The organism is Agarivorans sp. MS3-6, from assembly GCF_054112545.1.
Window position 1 is genome coordinate 3,489,242 of the sequence record NZ_CM134202.1, and the last position, 20,028, is coordinate 3,509,269.

17 protein-coding genes are annotated in these 20,028 nt (G+C 43.8%); 9 read left to right on the top strand and 8 right to left on the bottom strand.

The window, feature by feature from the left end; genetic code table 11:
* Window positions 1-6 precede the first annotated feature (6 nt).
* From ACVFI8_RS16075 to ACVFI8_RS16090, 4 genes are all read right to left on the bottom strand, one after another.
* Window positions 7-1,017 carry an ArsJ-associated glyceraldehyde-3-phosphate dehydrogenase gene (locus tag ACVFI8_RS16075; RefSeq protein ID WP_248712572.1) on the bottom strand — a complete coding sequence of 337 codons (1,011 nt, stop codon included), beginning with the start codon at window positions 1,015-1,017 and terminating at the stop codon, window positions 7-9.
* A gap of 14 nt (window positions 1,018-1,031) precedes the next feature.
* Complete coding sequence (locus tag ACVFI8_RS16080) at window positions 1,032-1,526, bottom strand: phosphatase domain-containing putative toxin (RefSeq protein WP_248712571.1); 495 nt, start codon at window positions 1,524-1,526, stop codon at window positions 1,032-1,034.
* Between the two features lie 9 nt (window positions 1,527-1,535).
* On the bottom strand, window positions 1,536-2,330 hold the full coding sequence (locus tag ACVFI8_RS16085; RefSeq protein ID WP_457871916.1) for a metalloregulator ArsR/SmtB family transcription factor: 795 nt from the start codon (window positions 2,328-2,330) through the stop codon (window positions 1,536-1,538).
* Between the two features lie 597 nt (window positions 2,331-2,927).
* Complete coding sequence (locus ACVFI8_RS16090; RefSeq protein WP_457871917.1) at window positions 2,928-4,142, bottom strand: serine hydrolase domain-containing protein; 1,215 nt, start codon at window positions 4,140-4,142, stop codon at window positions 2,928-2,930.
* Between the two features lie 164 nt (window positions 4,143-4,306).
* On the opposite strand from ACVFI8_RS16090, the gene ACVFI8_RS16095 reads away from it, so the two are divergent.
* From ACVFI8_RS16095 to ACVFI8_RS16135, 9 genes are all read left to right on the top strand, one after another.
* Window positions 4,307-5,212, top strand: coding sequence for a LysR family transcriptional regulator (locus tag ACVFI8_RS16095; protein WP_457871918.1), 906 nt, complete (start codon window positions 4,307-4,309; stop codon window positions 5,210-5,212).
* Between the two features lie 162 nt (window positions 5,213-5,374).
* Window positions 5,375-5,779, top strand: coding sequence for a YgiW/YdeI family stress tolerance OB fold protein (locus ACVFI8_RS16100; protein WP_457871920.1), 405 nt, complete (start codon window positions 5,375-5,377; stop codon window positions 5,777-5,779).
* A 542-nt stretch (window positions 5,780-6,321) separates the two neighbouring features.
* A complete protein-coding gene (locus tag ACVFI8_RS16105; RefSeq protein WP_457871921.1) occupies window positions 6,322-7,929 on the top strand; it encodes a BCCT family transporter in 1,608 nt (535 codons plus the stop codon).
* Window positions 7,930-8,436: 507 nt separating this feature from the next.
* Window positions 8,437-8,676, top strand: coding sequence for a YdcH family protein (locus tag ACVFI8_RS16110; RefSeq protein WP_457871922.1), 240 nt, complete (start codon window positions 8,437-8,439; stop codon window positions 8,674-8,676).
* Between the two features lie 330 nt (window positions 8,677-9,006).
* A complete protein-coding gene (locus tag ACVFI8_RS16115; RefSeq protein WP_248712565.1) occupies window positions 9,007-10,533 on the top strand; it encodes a sensor domain-containing diguanylate cyclase in 1,527 nt (508 codons plus the stop codon).
* A 195-nt stretch (window positions 10,534-10,728) separates the two neighbouring features.
* Window positions 10,729-11,499 carry a ribonuclease H family protein gene (locus ACVFI8_RS16120; protein WP_248712564.1) on the top strand — a complete coding sequence of 257 codons (771 nt, stop codon included), beginning with the start codon at window positions 10,729-10,731 and terminating at the stop codon, window positions 11,497-11,499.
* Between the two features lie 3 nt (window positions 11,500-11,502).
* Complete coding sequence (locus ACVFI8_RS16125; protein ID WP_457871923.1) at window positions 11,503-11,859, top strand: hypothetical protein; 357 nt, start codon at window positions 11,503-11,505, stop codon at window positions 11,857-11,859.
* Between the two features lie 441 nt (window positions 11,860-12,300).
* The gene (locus ACVFI8_RS16130; protein WP_457871924.1) at window positions 12,301-14,979 is read left to right on the top strand and encodes a nitrate reductase; all 2,679 of its coding nucleotides are present in this window, start codon (window positions 12,301-12,303) and stop codon (window positions 14,977-14,979) included.
* Between the two features lie 70 nt (window positions 14,980-15,049).
* Window positions 15,050-16,300 (top strand): EAL domain-containing protein, encoded by a 1,251-nt coding sequence (locus ACVFI8_RS16135; RefSeq protein ID WP_457871925.1) that lies wholly within the window; start codon window positions 15,050-15,052, stop codon window positions 16,298-16,300.
* A gap of 54 nt (window positions 16,301-16,354) precedes the next feature.
* Here the strand turns inward: ACVFI8_RS16135 and glgC are convergent, their stop codons facing one another.
* The 4 genes from glgC to ACVFI8_RS16155 all read right to left on the bottom strand — a co-directional run bounded on the left by glgC (window position 16,355) and on the right by ACVFI8_RS16155 (window position 20,013).
* Window positions 16,355-17,608 carry a glucose-1-phosphate adenylyltransferase gene (gene glgC, locus ACVFI8_RS16140; protein WP_457871926.1) on the bottom strand — a complete coding sequence of 418 codons (1,254 nt, stop codon included), beginning with the start codon at window positions 17,606-17,608 and terminating at the stop codon, window positions 16,355-16,357.
* 626 nt (window positions 17,609-18,234) lie between these two features.
* Entirely contained in the window at window positions 18,235-18,690 is a 456-nt protein-coding gene (locus ACVFI8_RS16145) for a hypothetical protein (protein ID WP_248712559.1), read from the bottom strand.
* 89 nt (window positions 18,691-18,779) lie between these two features.
* Window positions 18,780-19,319 carry an acyl-CoA thioesterase gene (locus tag ACVFI8_RS16150; protein WP_457871927.1) on the bottom strand — a complete coding sequence of 180 codons (540 nt, stop codon included), beginning with the start codon at window positions 19,317-19,319 and terminating at the stop codon, window positions 18,780-18,782.
* Between the two features lie 127 nt (window positions 19,320-19,446).
* On the bottom strand, window positions 19,447-20,013 hold the full coding sequence (locus tag ACVFI8_RS16155) for a NapC/NirT family cytochrome c (protein ID WP_457871928.1): 567 nt from the start codon (window positions 20,011-20,013) through the stop codon (window positions 19,447-19,449).
* Between the last annotated feature and the right edge of the window lie 15 nt (window positions 20,014-20,028).

Here is a 20,028-nt window from a genome sequence, read left to right on the forward strand (position 1 = left end):
AGTTATCTAGCCTTTATCTGCCAAACCAACGGTACGGATCAGCTCACTGGTACGGGTGGCGTAACCCATTTCGTTGTCGTACCAAGCGTAGATTTTAAGCATGCGTTTGCCGACCATCATGGTTGATTTTGCATCTACGATACTAGAGCGTTGGTCGCCTTTGTAATCAATCGATACTAGGGGCTTTTCTTCATAACCTAAAATGCCTTTAAGCTCACCTTCACTGGCTTGTTTAAACAAGCTGTTTACTTCTTCTACCGTGGTGTCACGTTCAAGGGTAAACACCATATCGGTGAGTGACGCATTGGCCAACGGCACGCGCACTGCATGACCATTTAGCTTGCCGTCTAGCTCAGGAAAGATATCGCATATCGCTTTAGCGCTGCCGGTAGTGGTAGGTATTAACGACATGCCACAGGCGCGGGCACGGCGTAAGTCTTTATGCGGCGCATCTAGTATGGTTTGGGTATTGGTTAGGTCATGAATAGTGGTCATACACCCAGACTCTATGCCTAAATGCTGTTGAATGACCTTAATGACAGGGGCTAAGCAGTTGGTGGTACACGACGCGGCAGTAACAATTTGATGCAAGTTTGGCTCAAAAATATCGTCGTTCACACCCACGACAATGTTAGCTACGCCGTCTTCTTTTACTGGCGCTGATACCACCACCCGTTTCACACCTTGGGCTAAGTAAGGGGCTAATAATGCTTTTGAACGATGCACGCCGGTAGATTCCAGCACGACGTCGCAGCCCGACCAATCTACGTTGTTTAAATCTTTTTCTTGAAAGCACTTAATGGTTTTATTGTTAATCACAATGCCTTCTGCATTGTGTTCAACGCTATGATTCCAGCGGCCTTGCACCGAATCAAACTCTAGCAAGTGCCCCAACGTTTCGGCGTTACCGGCGACATCATTGATGGTGACAAACTCTAACTCTGGCCAATCGTAAGCGGCACGTAGCGCTAAGCGACCAATGCGGCCAAAGCCGTTAATTCCTACTTTAATTGTCATGTTAACGGTTACTCTTATTTGGCGAATTTCTGAATATATTCAAGCTGTGCGGGCACAGTAAATGCGTTAGGGCGTACCGCCTTAATCTTGCTGATGGCGTCGTCTAATTCAAAGCCCAAAGCAAGCATGATACGTGCTGCCACCATCCCGGTTCGGCCGCTGCCGCCTTTACAATGCAGCGACAAACTTACACCGCTGTTAATGAGCTGTACAAAGCGGGGTAATACAATCAAAAAGTAATCTTCCCAGGCTTGGTCTGGCACGGTGTCGTCTTCTAGGGCTAAGTGGAACCACTGCATATCGTAAGTCACCGCGTGTTTAGGCAGGTCGCTCACTTGGTTATCAGCCATTTCTTGCTTGGTCATCATGGTTAGAAGGGCAGGGCTGTTTTTGTAACATAGCTGCTGTAAAGACGTAGATAAATCAACACCTTTAGTACCCGGGCAGGGGGTTAAAAGCAATTGAGCATTGTCGCTAACATCAACGGCAAAAATAGGATGTGAAGACATAGTGTTACCTTAATCTTGATTAATTAAACGGGTGAGTAATTCTGGGTTAGCCCATTCGCGGATACGCGATAAAGGCTGATTGATATAACTGGGGTTGGCCATACGTGTGGTAGACAGCGTTTGAGCCACCCATTCTGGCAACAGTGGATTTAAATGATAAAACACCTGCTGGCCTTGGCGAGTGGTAGACAACAGTTGGCATTCGCGTAATAGCGCTAAATGGCGCGATATCTTTGGCTGGCTTTCTTGTAAGGCAAAACACAGCTGATTAACACAAAGCCGCTGCTCATCTTCAATTAACATTAAAATCTGCAAGCGCGTATTGTCGCTAAATTGCTTAAAAACCTCGATAGGGGGTAATTGTAATGCGGCTGTGGGGTTGTGATTAAAACGGACAAACTCGGCTAAGCGTAATTCAAGCTCGCTAAATACTTGCTCAAATAAAGCGGTGCCGGGTTCGGCTGCTGGATCACTTAAGTTCCAATGTAAAATAGCGGCACCATTAGGCAGCAAGGTGCATTCTTGTTTAGCGCTATCACATAGGGTGATAATAAAATCAAATCGCGCCGGTTGGCCATGCTGTTGTTGTAACTGAAGATCAAGCTGGTGGATGGTTTTACTGCTTAAGCCATCAATTGATAAGCCATGTGTTTCTAAAAGTCGCAGGGTTCTTGGATCTATGCCTTTTGGCTGAGTACCGGCACTATAAGCCACAAAATGCTGCGCATAGCGTTGGTTTACCAAAGCCTCGGCTAACTGGGAGCGAGCAGCATTGGCAGTACATAGAAATAACACTGATAACATAATTGAAACTATATATATGAAAATTCATATATATGATATTTCGTATGTTTGTTTGGAGCAAGCCCTTACGCTAAATATTTTTCTGGTGTTTGTAAATTTTGCTTACAGTGTCATTTTCACAATCGGATGTAATTTTTGTAATTCAATAGCTTATCTATTCTCGATGGTTTCTCGCCATAATGGTGGGATTTGTTTGGCTTAGTTTTATTACTTTGACGTTGGTGAGCATACAAAGTGCACAACCTAGCTCATCTTTGCCTCATTAAGTATTCGAGTGTCTATATTGGCACTCGTAATGAATTTTCCCCATTTATCTTTAGGTGGAGCTGGTAAGGCCTGAAAATTCTAGACACTTTATAGTCTCTCAAGACATTGTTGCTTCCAGTCGTCACTCGAAACTGTTCAGGGTTGGGTTAGGTAACTCACTTTTGCACCGAAACGAGTTGCAAGCGGTATCAGAGCGCACAGTAGAATTCTGATTTTGGAATACGTAAGCTAATGGTGAGCAAAAGGCGAAACCTGCCCCTGAAGAACGGGCGATAGAGCTTCAATTATGACCATCGCCCAATGCGGGCGATGGTTTTTAACTAATCGATATTATTTAGCTCGTAGTTCATTAATGACGTCTACCGCATTGATTAGTTGCTTTTGTAGACTTGGTACATCTGTATTTGTGTACCAATCTGATAAGTACACTACAGAATAACCAGATTCTAAGTCAGCAAAACCCGTTTGGCCGAATGAACCATGTGAGTAGATGATGTTTTCAGCTTGCATTGTGTACGACTGCATGTCATACGTGGTAGGGCTTGCTGCCGCAAATACGTCTTTAATTAAAGGCGTAACATTAAGTACATCGTTAGATGAATCTTTTAATTCTGCGTAAAAAGATTTGCCCGCTTTACCTTGCGCAATATAGTTAGTGAACAAAGCATAATCGTATGCACTGGTGTTGATACCATATGCTGGTGATGTTGTGCCATCAGATGTTTTTGCGATTTGAATTTCATCATTACCACCGTAGCTATTGTGTAGCTCAGCAAGTAATTGCTCAAATGGCTTACCTTCGACTTTTGCGATAATAAGAGCCAGTGTGTCAGAGTTTTGGTCTGTGTAATCCCAGTTTGTGCCACGCTCGCTTTGTGTCGCTTTAGCGGCCTTGATTGCATTTAAGTGACCAATTGGCTCACCTGCGTTTTGTAGCCCTATCTCTTTTTCCCACTCGTAACCATTAGAGCCTGGTGTGTGGTAGTCGCTTAGTGGCTCGATGCCCGAGTTCATTGTAGCCATTTCGCTGATAGTGGCCTCGCCAATAATTGAACCTTCTAGCTCTGGCAAATACGTTTTCGCTTTTTCATCAAGAGAAACCTTGCCTGAATCAATCGCGTGGCTTAGTAAAACACCAACGTAAGACTTCGCTGCTGATTGCAAGTTATTTAACATGCCAGTCTTAAAGCCATTGTCGAAGTGCTCAGCTAGCACCTTACCATCTTTCATCACTACGAATGCTTTAACTTGTGTGTCGATCAGGTCTTTACGTAGTTCCGGTGAGATTTCAAATCCGCCTACTCGTTCAATTTTAACAGGGTTTACTGATGCAGGTAGTTTGTGTACGCCATAACGTAAAAACTGTTCAATGTGTGCCGATGCATATGTGTAATAAGGCCATTGTTGGAATCCATCGGCTGGGATTTCCGCTACTGTGTAGCCTTCATAAAACTTAGATAAAGGCACTTCATCTGCTGCCGATGCCGATGTGATAGAGCCTATAGTTGTCGCTAATAGAATTGTGGCTAAGATTGATTTTTTCATAATAAATGCTCTTCGTTTGTAAAGGCAACCTGATGTGGAGCCTCTGAATTAAGTTGTTTGTGTTGACGTGCTCTATAATCGCACCATAATGAGATAGCCCGCAGCACGAAATGACCCATATTTGGAGTGGTTGTATTGCTATGGGAAACCGAGAGGATGGAACAGTGCTAACATTTTCAAGTCACAACCTTGAGTGCTTTATCGCCGCTGCTGAAATGGGAACATTTAATAAAGCAGCTCGTAAGTTGGGCAAGTCTTCGTCTACAGTGAGTCGCTGGATAGGCGAACTTGAAGACGAGTTAGGGTATTTGCTTTTTGATCGTCAAAGTAATGGTTTAGTTGTTGTCCTAAGTGAAAAAGGCGAACTTTTACTTCCCAAAGCAAAGATTGCTATTGAATATCTGCAAAAATTTGAGAGCCTTGCGCTTTCCATACACAGTGACTCTACACCTCTTAAATTAGCGATCAGTTTTGGTGAGTTAATCGATGGGGAAGGTATTGCCGATGTGATTAGTCGGTTGAAAACATCGTGGCCAAACCTACAGATCTCGCTTAAAAATACGGATATGACTCATACTCAGTTGGCTCTTGATAACAAACTCGTCGATTTTGCACTGGGTATTGTCGCTGATTCCATTTACCCCAACGTGGGTGGAGCACTGGTTGGTGAAGAAAATACGGCTTTGATTGCGCATCCCAATAATCCCTTATGTGGTGAACCAAATATACAATTGGATATGTTATTGTCGCAAACGTCAATCTGGTCTTCTCCCTATGAACAAACCCATAAATACGATACAGCCTTATTCAAAAGCCTAGAGATGATTGAATGTTGTGATGCTAACACTGTGGTGTCATTGGTCAAAAGCGACCTAGGGATAGCATTGCTTCCGGAATACATCGTGCACCCAGCGATTCAATCGAAACAAGTGGTGTCGCTTAATTTTGATAAAAGAGAAATCGATCCGTCATTTCAGCTGATGCTGTACTACAGATTGGATTATCCCCACCGTGAAGTTATTGATGAGATCATTCTTGCCCTAAGGGATTGGTTTGGTTATACCAAGTAGCCACATTTATAGAATGGATTTATAGTATTTTCGCGTATTGTATTCGTTTTTCGAATGCTTTCTAGTTACACATTTTGTTACAGACTCATTAGCATAGACCTAAATCAAGACGTACTAGATATGGAATTACTTCGTATCTATTTAAATTAAATAAGGTTTATCATGAAAAATAAATTATTGCTTTCAAGTGTGTTAACTCTAGTAACGCTAACCAGTGCTGGATCATTTGCGCAGGGTGGGTTCTCTTCGGGTCAGGCGAATGCGTCTAATCAGTCATCATCGGTTGGTTTTAACGGCAATATTGCTAATCCGGATACGGTTAAGGCTGCGTCTGAAGCAAGAGACGATGCTTATGTGACTCTTACTGGCAACATCACAGAACAAATTGGTCATGAGCTATATACGTTTAGTGATGAGACGGGCCAAATTGTTGTGGAAATAGAAAACGAAGATTGGCACGGTATTATTGTGACAGCAGATACTAAACTTATTGTTCAAGGTGAAGTAGACCAAGGTTGGACAACAGTAAAAGTCGACGTAGACCGCATCAGAGTAGTAACTCAGTAGTTACCTTCTTTGAATCTATCGATTTCAACGTTGAATTGTTGTGGATACGTAAATTGTCCACAACTTTGCATGCTATTTTTAATAGCTGACATTATTTGAGTTCACTCAGCCCCTATAAAGTTTTTAACAAGTTTTGTCCAAATGTGAGTTACGGTTTTAGGCCAACACCGTTGTTCCACAACATGATTTACAGCCAAGACGAGATAGCATTAGTTAGGATAGATTTAAGCCCCATTTTTTAGTTACAGAATGTGTCTAACCCCGCTACAACATATCAATCAGTTCTCTTGATTAGGCTACCGATGACTTCGCAATGCCTTACCGTTATTCCTTTTTGGCAAACAGAGAACTTCGATAGCGACTGGCTAACATCAATTAAGGGATCTCCATTTGGTGATAGAATGCGCCGCTTGCGGTTGAGCAAAGGCCATGAATCACTTATATCATGTATGTTTTTATGGCGTGGCTAGTCAATCAAGTTGTCATTGGATATGGAGTTGGTCGTACTATTCGTTAATTCGAATATGTGAACATCATAATTTATGGGTTTAAAATCAAAAAAGTACAGTATTGAATCTACTGACTATCAAGTGGGTCAAGATAACATCAGTAAATGGGGGATGGATGTCCATAACACTGTTTTTGTCGTCTCACTTGGCTTGTCTATTCTTTTCATTGTTACCCTTCTAGCATTACCGCCAGCAGATGCAAAAGCAGCCATTGATTTCATTAAGGGTGCTGCGCTGTCTAAGTTTGACTTCCTCTTTATGTGGGGAGCCAACATCTTGTTAGTTGTTGCCATTATTTTAGCGTTTTCACCTTTAGGTAAAATTCGCTTAGGAGGGGATCAGGCAACTCCTGATTATTCCAAAACATCTTGGATAGCAATGCTCTTTGCTGCAGGCATGGGCATTGGGCTGATTTTTTGGGGCGTTGCCGAGCCAACGGCATTCTTTACCAACTGGTTTGGTACGCCACTAAATGCTGAACCTTATACCGAGGCTGGTCGTGAACTGGCGTTAGGGGCAACTGTCTTCCACTGGGGCTTACACGCATGGGCCATCTATGGCATGACAGCCCTTAGCCTTGCCTACTTTGTTTACAACAAAGGCTTACCACTCTCTATGCGCTCTGTGTTTTACCCTTTGTTGGGTGACCGAGTTTGGGGTAAAACGGGCGACCTAATTGACGTATTAACAGTATTGGTTACTTTGTTTGGCCTAGCGACCTCTCTTGGTTTAGGGGGCGCCCAAGCGGCTAGCGGTATCAGCCATGTTTTCGGAATCGAAAATAACCTCTATCTTCAGCAAGCCATTATTGTGTTGATTATGGGCTTAGCAATTGTTTCTGTTATACGAGGCATGGATGGAGGCGTTAAGTTTTTAAGTAACCTGAATATGGTGATTGCGTTTGTATTCCTTGGTCTGATTGCTGTTTTTAATTTCACCACCGTGTTGGATTCTTTGGTTACCGCTGTAACGGGTTATGTGAAAAACATTCTTCCGTTAAGCCAAACTTCTGGCCGTGATGATACCGCTTGGTTGCACGGTTGGACGGTGTTCTATTGGGCATGGTGGGTTGCGTATGCACCTCTGTTTGGTATGTTCGTTGCTCGCATATCTAAAGGGCGTACCGTTCGCGAGTTTCTTCTTTGTGTATTGCTTATTCCAACATTGGTAACAACGGCTTGGATGTCTGTATTCGGTGGCGTTGCGATTCAACAGGTGATCGATAAGGTGGGGCAACTAGGCCTTGATCAAGGCATTGCCGATGTCTCTCTAAGCTTATTCTATATGTTAGATGCGTACCCCTTAGGGAATGTTCTTTCTGTTATTGCTGTAGTACTGATTGTTGTTTTCTTTGTGACAACCTTAGACTCGGGTTCTATCGTTATTGATGGCATGACCGCGGGGGGTAAGTTAGAAGTACCGGTCAAACAGAAAGTCGTTTGGGCTGTTATCTCTGGTGCTATCGCAATGCTTATGTTGTGGATTGGCGGTACTGAATCTGTTCAAACTCTGCAATCCATTACCATTATTGCTGCACTGCCGTTTACCATTATTCTTTTGTTGGGCTGTGTTAGCCTGATGAAAGGTTTAATGACAGAAGTTGATAAACCCCAAGTATCAACTAACCAAGTTAATGAATGACGCTAGTTAGTCGTTAACGCAATAACTAGACTTACAAAAAAACTCTCTGGTACCTTGTGCTAGGGAGTTTTTTGTTTTTAAGGGGAGAGTATTTGAGCCACTGATGGTCACAATTTTTTCTCTAAATCTGCAAGATACTGATTTAGTTGGCGCGCGTTACTGTGCTGGGTATGTGTGGTTTTTCAAGGGCTCATAGCTAGGGCAAAGGCATCGGTTACTTTTTCTCTTTGGAGGCCTGCAAGTAAAGTTAAATACTGTACAGGGCTTTGTCCAAAAGTGAGGTAAAGGCGCTAAAGTGTTTTTTAGTGTCTAGCATTCACCCTGATTTTCATCTGCAGTTCAGCAGTATTAGCAAGATTGTCATAGGCCGCTCAACTTGCTTGCCATTAGCGTTATTAACCAATAAAAAGCGGTGTTTTTTCTACCTTTTGCTAACGTTAAATAGCAAACAGGTGGTAATAGCCACTTTACTATTGCTTATTGTAAGTTCAATTTGAAGGAGTTTTTATGTTAGGTGAAGATCATTCTTTAGCGAAAGAGTTTCCTGATTTTCTTGATACCATTACCTCATTGGTAAAGCGCGACGAGGCTTTTGCTAAAGATACTAAACGCTACAATGCGTTAGATAAAGAAATCCGAGTATTGGAGTTAAATGGCGCACCAATCGATGATGAAGCTATGCATCAGCTCAAGCATGATCGCTCGGTATTGAAAGACTCTTTGTATCAACGTTTGAAAAAAGCCTAACTACTTTTCTAAGGCCTAGAGTACGACCATCGATGGGGGGCTGTTTCAGCTCTGCCTGATGGTTTGGTCGTGTTCGGCGTTAGCGATTATTTCTTTTGCAGGGCGGGCTTTCTCAGTAGATTGGTTATTTGGTGAGTGATATATTATTTGCCAAGTTGAAGACTATCCCAGAAAAGCAGCTGAGTGTTATTAAGTCACTCGGTGGGGTCTTATTGTTGCAAAATTTGCCACCTCCCAAGTTTATGAGCAAGCCTTCGGTATCTATTCGCTTATAGTTCTGCATTTAGCGGTGTATTAAATAAATGGAATTAACATGGTAGTAAGATATATATGCTAGATAACCGAACGCTATTGGTGGTAACTGCTCTTATCTCTCTGGGGGCTGCCGTAGCATTGATCGCGCTATGGCGAGCACAGTCTCGTGCTAACGGGGCCGGCTTTTGGGCATTGGGAATGTCTTGTATTGCCGCCGGCAGTATCTTGATTTCCGGGCGCGGTAGCATTCCCGATTTTATTTCTTTGGTTATGGCCAATTCATTTTACGTGCTGGGGTTTCTGCTGCTATTGCGCGGCTTACGTGTCTTTACTGGGCGGCCTCCCATCGTGTTATTAGACTTTGGGCTTTTGCCATTGGTTGCAGCTCTGTTTTACTATTTTAATTACATTGAACCCAATCTAAATATTAGAATTGCAGTACTTTCAGCGGCCTTTGTTGTGATTTGCGCTGCGATAGTGTTTACCTTATTGCGTGAGAAAAATGTACCTTGGCGCTCTGCTGGGGTCGCCGTCGCCATTGTTTTTGCTTCATTTGGTATTATTCACGGCGGGCGGGGAATCGTTGCTTTGTTGTCCTCGCCAGGACAATCTTTTATGCATGCCAGTATGTCTTCCTCCATCGTGTTTCTTGGCGGTATCTTCATCATCGGTGGGATTGCAATAAGCTTAATATTACTGACTTATGCGGTCCTTGAGTCTGAATTACGTATTTTTTCCCAAGCGGTGAAGCAATCCGCATCATCGATAATTATTACCGATAGTGACGGGGCTATAGACTACGTGAATCCTGCCGCAACAGAAAAATCCGGCTATCTTGCAAAAGAACTTATCGGCCAAAACCCGCGTATTTTGCAATCGGGTGAAATGGCTGCTGAAGATTACGCAGTGTTGTGGAGTTCCATCTCGGCGGGTGATACTTGGCGGGGAGAGTTTCATAACCGTAAAAAGAACGGCGAACTATTTTGGGAGATAGCCTCAATAGCACCGGTTACAACACGCAATGGTAAAATTAGCCATTTTGTGGCGGTGAAAGAAGATATTACGGCGCTAAAAGACGCTAAAAAACGTATTCATCACTTGGCTTATCATGACGCACTCACCGGTCTACCGACTCGCAAGCTGTCTATGGACCGTATGGAAAGCGCCTTAGCCCTCGCGCGCCGCAATAACACTATGGTGGCGGTGTTATTTGTTGACCTCGATGGGTTCAAAGCGGTTAACGATACGCTTGGCCATGATGCTGGGGATCAGGTTTTAAAGATGACTACCGAACGCTTGTGTGCCTGCGTTCGAGAGGTTGATACGGTTGCACGCATCGGCGGAGATGAATTTTTGGTGATACTGAGTAGCGTTATTGAGCGTGATGCTATTGCTATTGTTACCGAAAGAATGATTCACGCCGTCGCTACCCCATTTACTATCGACTCGGTGGACGTGTGTATTAGTGCCAGCATTGGTATAGCCTTATACCCAGAGCATAGTGATAACCCTCAACAACTGGTTAAATTGGCTGATCGCGCAATGTACGCCATAAAACATCGCGGCAAAAACAATTATGCCTTCCTCGAAAGCAGTGCGTAGTGAGTGTGACTGGGGTGATACCAAGTTGCTTTAGACTTCACCATCGATGATTGGCTGCTAGGTTAAAATAAGCAGGCTTAATTTGATTGAGCCTAGCGGCGCAACACCCAATAACTTGCCGCTTTAACTAACTTTCTCTTCATGATTAAGCGCCAGCTGGTTATATTAGCAAGCAAATATAAGAGAGAGTTCAGCATGGCTAAAAAGTACTACGTAGTTTGGCAAGGTCGTGAGACAGGCATTTTTACCGATTGGCCAACCTGTAAACGCCACATCGATAAGTTTGCGGGTGCACGTTATAAATCGTTTCCCACCTTAGCTGAGGCCGAAGCCGCTTTTGGTGGCAATGCGAGTAGCACGGTTAAAGCTGGAGCCACTGCCATTGCGCGTAAGCGCTCCTCTGGGCAAACCGTTAAGACCTATACGGCTGCAGAGGTAAATAAGTTAGCAGCGGAAGTGAAAATATTTACCGACGGTGGTTGTGAACCCAACCCTGGTAAAGCTGGGTCAGGCCTTGCGCTATATAGAGACAATCAAGTCGCTGAGTTATGGTATGGCTTGTATAACCCTAATGGCACCAATAATACCGCCGAGTTACATGCGCTAAATCAGGCGATGATTATGGCTGAAAAAGAGTTGGCTAAAGGCTTAAGAGTGGCTATTTTGTGTGACTCTAAATACTCGATTCAGTGTGTAACCCAGTGGGCTGCGGGTTGGAAGAAAAAGGGCTGGAAAAAGGCCAGTGGTGAGATTAAAAATCTTGAGTTGATTCAAGAAATGTTCGAGCGCTATGATGCACTCAAAGGCAAGCTGCAAGTATTGCATGTTAATGGCCATGTAGGGGTAGAGGGCAACGAACTTGCAGACCGAATGTCGATACATGCCATTGCAGAAAAGAACCCTGCATTTTGTGCTTATCCTCAACCTTTAGACCTTAAGGCTATCTTAGCTTTACGCGCGGGTTAGTGAATGAAAAATATCGATAAACAAGCCTCTGCTAGCGAGCAGCGATTAGTGAGCCTAACGGATATCGCCAACGTCGCGCATTTTCGAATTCAGCAAGATTTTGAAGATATAGACCCGGTCATTGGTATTAACCGTAGTATGCGTAAAAATGGTGTGCCAGCCGACTTAATGACGATAGATTGCCTAAAAACAGGCAAGCGCATTTTAGTGGTTTTACATGACCATAGCCCTGAGTTTATTTCTTACCAGTTTACCTTTAACCATCAAGATCCAGCCGGTGAGTTTAAAGAGATTTCTCAGGCTGCGGTTAATCAAGCAATACTTTACGACTGGATTAAGTGTTACTTCTCTGGGTCTTAAACTGAATGTGCGCCAAATAACTTACTCAGCCAGCGTGGTGAATAATCACGCTGGCTTTTTTCATTCTCTCTGTGGATAACAATCTTTTAGTCAATTCCTATAACACAAGGTTACAAGCTGGGGGGCTTTCGTTATCCCAGGTGTACGACCGACACGCTTATTTGCCGTAATAGCCCTGGTATTTGTTTTAATTACTGCGACTTTAGCCACACTCATATCGGGGCTTTAGGTTCAAATTCGGGATCTGTTGCACCAACAGAGGGCGGCGTTGGGCTTGATGCTATATTGTAGCCTAAATTATGGGCTAAATAGTGGCTTTTTCTACTCCTTAAGTAATAGGTTTTTGCCCTGTTTTTATTGGTTCGTCTCTTGCTATGTACTCACTATAAATGCGGGCGAAATAGATCGACTCGCCTAGAAATTCGGTGAGGAGTATATAGCGTGTCTCAACAACAATCTCAGCAATGGATCAAAACCACCTGCCCCTATTGTGGTACGGGCTGTGGCGTAGAAGCTAAAGTAGCCAGTGATGGAAAAGTGACCGTAAGAGGCGATGCAGCGCATCCTGCCAATAGCGGCTTGTTGTGCTCAAAAGGCTCCGCGTTAGGTGAAACAGTGATTAAAGAAGGGCGCCTCCAACACGCTTATATTAAGGGCCATAAAGAGCCTTTAAACAAAGCCTTGAGCTTTGTTGCTGCAAGATTAAGCCACATCATTGCCGAACACGGTCCTGAGTCGGTGGCTTTCTATGTGTCAGGCCAACTGTTAACCGAAGACTATTATGTCGCGAATAAGCTGATTAAAGGCTTTATCGGCAGCTCAAATATCGATTCTAATTCACGCTTATGTATGTCTTCAGCGGTGGCTGGGCATAAGCGCGCCTTTGGTGAAGATGTTGTTCCGGGGAGTTACGACGATCTAGAACATGCTGAGCTAGTCACCCTTGTAGGCTCCAATTTAGCTTGGTGTCACCCGATTGTTTACCAACGCTTAAAGCGCGCCAAGGTGGCAAACCCTCATTTAAAAGTCGTGGTGATTGACCCTCGCCGCACCGACAGTTGCGACATCGCCGATTTACATTTGCCTCTGAACGGTGGTACTGACGTAGCTTTGTTTAATGGTTTACTCGCCTACTTAAGTGAGCATGGCAAGTTAAACACTGACTACATCAAACACTCTACTGAAGGCCTTGAAGCGGCGCTGCAGAGCGCGGTTGAAGACGCGGGTGATTTGCCCGCGTTAGCCCAAACCTGTGGTTTAGAGCCAGAAGCCTTAATACGGTTCTTCCAATTATTTGCCGATAATCAGCGTTGTGTCACTGTATTTAGCCAAGGGGTAAACCAAAGTAGCCAAGGTGTAGACAAGGTAAATGCGATTATTAACAATCACTTAGCTACTGGAAAGATCGGCAAGTTAGGCGCTAGCGCATTTTCTATTACCGGTCAGCCTAACGCTATGGGAGGGCGTGAAGTGGGTGCCTTGTCTAATTTGTTGGCAGGGCATCTAGACTATGTTCCGGAGCATTTAGCGGCATTGTCACAGTTTTGGCAAACCGAGCAGCTAAGCCAAAAGCCAGGGTATAAGGCGGTGGAGCTATTTGAAAAAATTGGCAGTGGTGAGATAAAAGCGGTGTGGATCATGGGGACTAACCCTGCGGTAAGTTTGCCCGAATCTGCCAAAGTGAGAGAAGCATTATTGGCATGTCCCTTGGTGGTTGTGTCAGATTGTATTGCTGAAACCGATACAACGCGTTACGCCGACGTATTGTTACCCGCAGCAGCTTGGGGAGAGCGCGATGGTACGGTAACTAACTCTGAACGGATGATCTCGCGCCAGCGAGCGTTTGTAAGTGCCGAAGGTGATACCAAGCCTGATTGGTATCTGCTGAGCCAAGTGGCAAAAAACATGGGGTTTGCCAGCGCATTTGATTATCAAAGTTCTGCTGACATATTTAGTGAGCATGCTGCGTTATCGGGCTTACTCAGTGACACCGGGGAGCGCCTTTTTAACATTAGCGGTTTAAGTGGTAAAGACCAGCAAGGTTTTGATCAATTGAGCCCGCAGCGCTGGCCAATTGCTTTGGAGACGAACACTGATAACAAAAGCTTATTTAGTGAGGGGCGTTTTTCTACTGCTTCTGGTAAAGCCCAGCTGATTGCCGTTACAAATCAATCGTTACAGCCGCCTAGCCAAGCCTTTCCCTTAGTACTGAATACCGGCCGTGTGCGCGACCAATGGCATACAATGACTCGAACCGGCTTGGCGCCGCAGTTAAGTAGCCATACTTCAGAACCCTTATTAGAGATCCATCCACAAGACGCGGCCAATCAAGGGCTATGTGATGGTGAGGTGGTAACTGTAAATAGCCAAGTGGGCGAGCTAAAAGTTCGCTTAAGTATTAGTGAGGGGCAAAAAGTGGGTTACCTATTTATGCCTATTCACTGGAATACGCAGTACTCCAGTGATGGACTGGTAAGTAACCTTGTGGCTAGTTCAGTAGACCCTATCTCTGGGCAACCCGAGAGCAAATATACCCCGGTAAAAATCAGCGCCTGGGAATATGCCAGCGAAGCGGTATTGCTGACGGCTAACGCCTTATCCACTCAACAATGCCAAGCGTTACCGGTTGATTATTGGGTGAAACAAGGTTTGGGTGACGGCTATTTGTACCGCATTGCCGACACGTCTGAACCAGCAATGTTGGCCAGTAAATTAAAAGCACTCTTGTTATCGCAAGCCAAGTTACAAAGTTTGGATTTTGCCGATCAGGTTAAGCAGCATTATCGTTCTGCGCTAGTGGTGGAAGGGGAGTTGTTTTCTAGCTTTACGGCAGCAGCAAAAGGTCAGCTGGATTCTAGCTCTTGGTTAGAGTCTCTGTTACAGCAGCCTATGTCGGACAATATTCGTCGAGGTGTATTGGCGGGAACGAGCCCAGCTCCCGATTTGGGTAAGATCGTATGTTCTTGCCATCAGGTTCGTCAACAAACCATCAGCGAGGTGATTGCTGAGCATGATTGCGACAGTGCAGAGCAAGTAGGCCGCCACTGTAAAGCGGGCACAAATTGTGGGTCATGTGTTCCAGAAATTAAGCGCATGATTAAAACGGTTAGCATTGAGTAGTTAATTACTCAATGCTTGGCGCGCTTTGTGCTTATTATTCACCTTTCGTTGATTAACTGCAGTGAACATAATGGGTTTTGATAAACAACATCATAAAGTTGTTAGTATTGAGTCGGCAATTAATCTCGCTAATCAACCAGCTTTAGAGCCACTCAATTACTTTCCGCATTTTCAGCCCATCGTTTTTTTGCCTTCAGGGCAAATAGCGGGTTATGAAGCGCTAGCAAGAACCCATCAGCAACATAGCAAGGTAGTGAGTGCTGGCGAGCTGTTTTCTAACCATCGTTATTCGCTCAGTGAGCGACGCAACATTGACCGTGTTGTTCGTAAACAAGCCTTGGAGCAGTTTGCCGCGGCTGAGCAGGAAGGCTTTCTCACGCTCAATATTGTGCCTGATTGGGTGGATATGTTGAGCAGCAAAATATGCACCCCAACCATAGCCATGATTGACGAAATTGGTATTGATCCCGCCAAGGTGGTGATAGAAATTACTGAGGCGAGCGGTAATATTGATAACCTACAGCGCGTGGTTAAAGCCTATCATCAGGCTGGCTTGAAAGTGGCGATTGATGACTTTGGTGCGGGCGCTTCGCAACTGGACCGAATTATTGCTTTAGAGCCTGATATTATTAAATTGGACATGCGTTTATTTAAAAATGCTACCAAAGGAGGCTTACCGGCAGATGTGGTGTTATCTGTTGCAGAGTTGGTGCAGCGGGTGGGCTGCGAACTGATTTGCGAGGGCGTAGAAACAGAGCAAGAGTTTCATTTTGGGGTAGAGTGTGGCGCGAGATATATGCAGGGCTGGTTATTTCATAAAGCCGAGGAACGTTTTTTACCAGCTCAAGATAGCCAAGCTAAGGTAAAGCAGTTGCTTGCTAGTTATTTGCAACGTAAAAGTCATCGAACCCTAGAGACGGTAAAACACAATGTTAACGTAAAAACGAGCGTGTTAGCCTTAAAACATTTAATTCAAAATGTTCAATCGGTGGCCAGTTTAGCTGCACAATTGGTCAATGTCGGTATCTTGAGATATTTCCTTTGTAAAATAGACGGCACCCAAGTATCGCCAAATTTTGATGTGACCGAGCAAGGCATTATTGAAGATAACCAATTTGTGGGTGCAAATTGGAGTTTTCGACCATATTTCCATGCGCTAATTGCGTTAGATTCAGTGAAACCACAACAGCTAATTTTGTCGAAAATCTATCGTGATTCAAGTAGTAAAGAAATGTGTAAAACCTTCAGTACCTACATAAGTAAAGACGTGGTGCTGTTGGTGGACTGCAAGGTGAAAGATGACACGCTATTTGTTGATTGAAATGTTTTTAGAAAGTGAGAGCTAGCAAGCAGAGTGCTTGCTAGCGTTAATCATTTAGTCAAACATCTCACAAGAAATTAACGTGACACCACCTTTTGAGACGGTAAAGCGGCGACGATCTTCCTCTTCATCGAATCCAATTATAGTACCATCGGGCACAATACAATCTTCAGCGATAATGGCGCGTTTTATCTTACAGTTTTTGCCAACCACTGCGCCGTTAAGGGCTATTACTTCATCTAATTCTGAATGGTCTTCAATTCTAACGTCCAGCGATAGCAGTGAGCGGTTGACTCGGGCTCCAGATACTACTGCGCCAGCAGACAATACGGAATCTGTAGCGTAGCCGCGGCGGTCATCGTCATTAAAAACAAATTTGGCCCCGGGACGTTGTTTTTGATCGGTAATGATCGGCCATTCTCGGTCGTATAAATCCAACTCGGGATTAGGGTCTACCAAATCCATGTTTGCCGCGAAGTACTCGTCAATGTCACCTACATCGCGCCAGTAGGCATTGCGGCCAGGGTGACCTTGATCCGCAAATACATAGCCGTAAACTTTGCGGTCTTTTAACATACTAGGGATAACATTGTGACCAAAGTCATGTGAGTAGCCCGGTTGTAATAGACCTTCGCGCAACACTTTATCAAGAATATCGATGTTGAAAATATAGATGCCCATAGAGACTAAGGCTAGCTCTGGGTTGTTAGGGTCAGATTTTGGATGCTCCGGTTTTTCTTCAAAATCTACTATTTTTCCTTCAGGGTCTAAACCCATTACCCCAAATGATGAAGCTTGAGAAAGCGGTTTGCGGATACAGGCAACGGTAACATCTGCGTCGTTTTCTGCATGGAAGTTGATCATCCGTGAGTAATCCATCTTGTAGATATGGTCACCCCCGAGAATTAGCACTCGGTCAGTGCTGTCGTTGTTAATGATGTCTAGGTTTTGGTAAACAGCATCGGCGGTGCCTCGGTACCAGTTTTCGCCAGTACGCTGTTGTGCAGGAATGATTGATACTCGTTCATTGAGGGCAGGATTAAGAATTTGCCAGCCTGACTGAAGGTGCATAATTAAGTCATGGGCCATGTATTGGGTTAGCACCCCAATGTTACGCACCCCAGAATTGATACAGTTTGATAAAGTAAAATCAATGATTCGGTATTTACCACCAAAAGATACGGCGGGTTTAGCCACTTTGTTAGTGAGTTCTTTAAGGCGAGTGCCTTTGCCACCGGCTAGCACTAGCCCAACTGTACGTCTCACTAATCTGTTACTAGAAACATGGGAATAGCGGTTTTCTGACATTTCGAATACTTCCTCATAGGCGAAAATAGAGTTTTCATGATAACGTTTTCAGGCTTAGATTATTAGCTACTCATTACAGTTTTGCTTTATTTAAGTCGATAATTTTATCAAAAAAAAGTATTTTTTATCAAATGGTGATCTTTGGCTTGTTTTTAAAATTATGGCGCAGTGTGGTTCTACCACTTAATTAATTATTTTTGGAGTTGTAATAAATATAAATTAATTAACATTAAACTAACTATTATATCAATTGTAGGTTTTGTGCTTGTGTAATTCATTGTAATCTTGGAAAAACACCAGAGGACCCATTGTTATATTTGTTCTTTCATAATACTTATTTGGCTCGGCTATAAATACTATTCGAAAAGGTGGGCTTGTTCAGCGTTAAATTGCATTAACCCCACATTAAATTGATCTCTTAGCGTCTTATGGTGAAACCCTAAGACTCGAGGCGAAGGTGGAAGTACGTCATGAAATGTCACTTGAGGCCTTATCGTGCCTTGAGGCCATGCCGTTTGGTTTAGATAATGAAATGTACGCTTGCCCGTAATGATGACATCAAGCTGGCTCCGGTTTAATCTTATTAGCGGTGCAAGTTGGTTTGCTACCTCAGTATCAGCATCATTCTAGGCTGCGACTTTAGCCTGCACATTGCCAAGAAACGTTTTGGTATTTTGACATCCCATAAGCTTAAATTGACTGAGAGCGCTGATGTTGTCTATTGCTAATTGTCTATTATTAACGCTGATGGCGATGTTTTGATAAAAAATAACCGGCTCAGATAAGTAAGCGTGCTCACCATTATTAGGCGAACTAACGATGGCATCAACAGCACTTAGTATTATCATTCTCTCTACACGACACTTTGAGTTTATAAGTTCATTGATTTTATAACTATAATTTTCAATTGCTTGCTGAATAATATCTAGTTGAATACCCGATACAGAACTTTTTATTATGAAGGTAGGTGTGGATTGACTGGTCGCTAAAGTGACGCCTTTAGCGACAGCTGAGCTTGGATAACTGGTGCTGACTATTTGCAGTATACTTAAAGGGCATCTAATAAATAATAATGGGCTCATAGTGAGTTGATAAGTTAAGCTTACTCGCAAGCATGGCAGCTAAGCTTAACTTTTCATTATGCGTTTGTACCGCGGTAAAAACAGCCTACCTATATGGGGGCAGACTCTTCTTTTTTAGTCGATAGTAACTGCTTCCAATGAATCACTCGCATCGGCAGTTCTGGAGAGGGTTTATGGTAATCAACGAGTGAAAGTAGATTTGTCATAGCGACTGGTTTTTTGTTTTTGATAAATACTCCTCGCACTAAAATACTGGCATACAGCGTACCGTGACCGATAAAGCGATGCTCAAAATACCAATACTTTTCATCCCAACCCAGTAATTTACTGTGTAACTCGATTTTGCTCATCGGCTTGATAGGTCGTATATACGTTACTGATTGCGCATTAACTACGCCTAACCAGCGTTTTTCAAACGCTACTGAGCCAAGCTTGGTTTTTAACATCATGTCGATCCGTCCTAAATCACCAAAACTAAAGTAGCGGGAGTTGGTGAGGTGCATATTGGCATCGCAGTCTAGAGGCAACGCTCGCAGTGTAATAAGGAAGTCATCGGTGGGATCTTGATGAGTTTTGCTGCCAAACCAATGGCGGATAAACATGCTTAATAGCCGGAAATAATGATTCATAATTTACTTGAATGAGCTTTTACAAATTTTTAACACGACAGGTCTGATGAGTAAAGCGGTAAACAAAAAAAGTCTTCTCGGTGAATCACCTAGAAGACTTTGTAAGCACTTAATTAACTTTATATAACTATTTTATAACGATACGTTTGTGCGTTAAACCTTGGTGGCAATCTATACACGTTTCCCCGCGTTCCGCGATCTGTTGATGGTTTAGGCGGGCTCGTTGTGGTTGCTTAGTTAAATCGAAATTATCTCCCTGATGGCAATAACGGCAATTAGCCGAATCATTGGCTTGCATGTCGTGCCAAACGGTTTCAGCCAAAGCCGGACGGTGTTGTTCAAAATTTTCTTTAGTGATGGTGCCAAGCATCATGTAGTAAATATCTGCCGTAGCCGCAATTTTTACTTTTAACATTTCAAAGTACGGGTGGGGGACATGGCAGTCTGCACAGGTGGCGGCAATATTACTTCCGTCTCCATAGTGGCTTGACGCCTTGTACTCTTGAACAATGGTATCCATTTTTAGGTGGCAGCTAAAACAAAACTCGTTGGTACTCGATAGCACTAAGCTACCTTGCACCGTAGCTAAGCCCAGCACCAGAATAAACACGCCAATCGGGATCCCAATGATGAGCGGCTTTTTAAGCCAAGCCCAAAGCCGTTGCCACCGAGTTGCCTGCTGTTTATCTGTCATATCAGCATCCTCTTA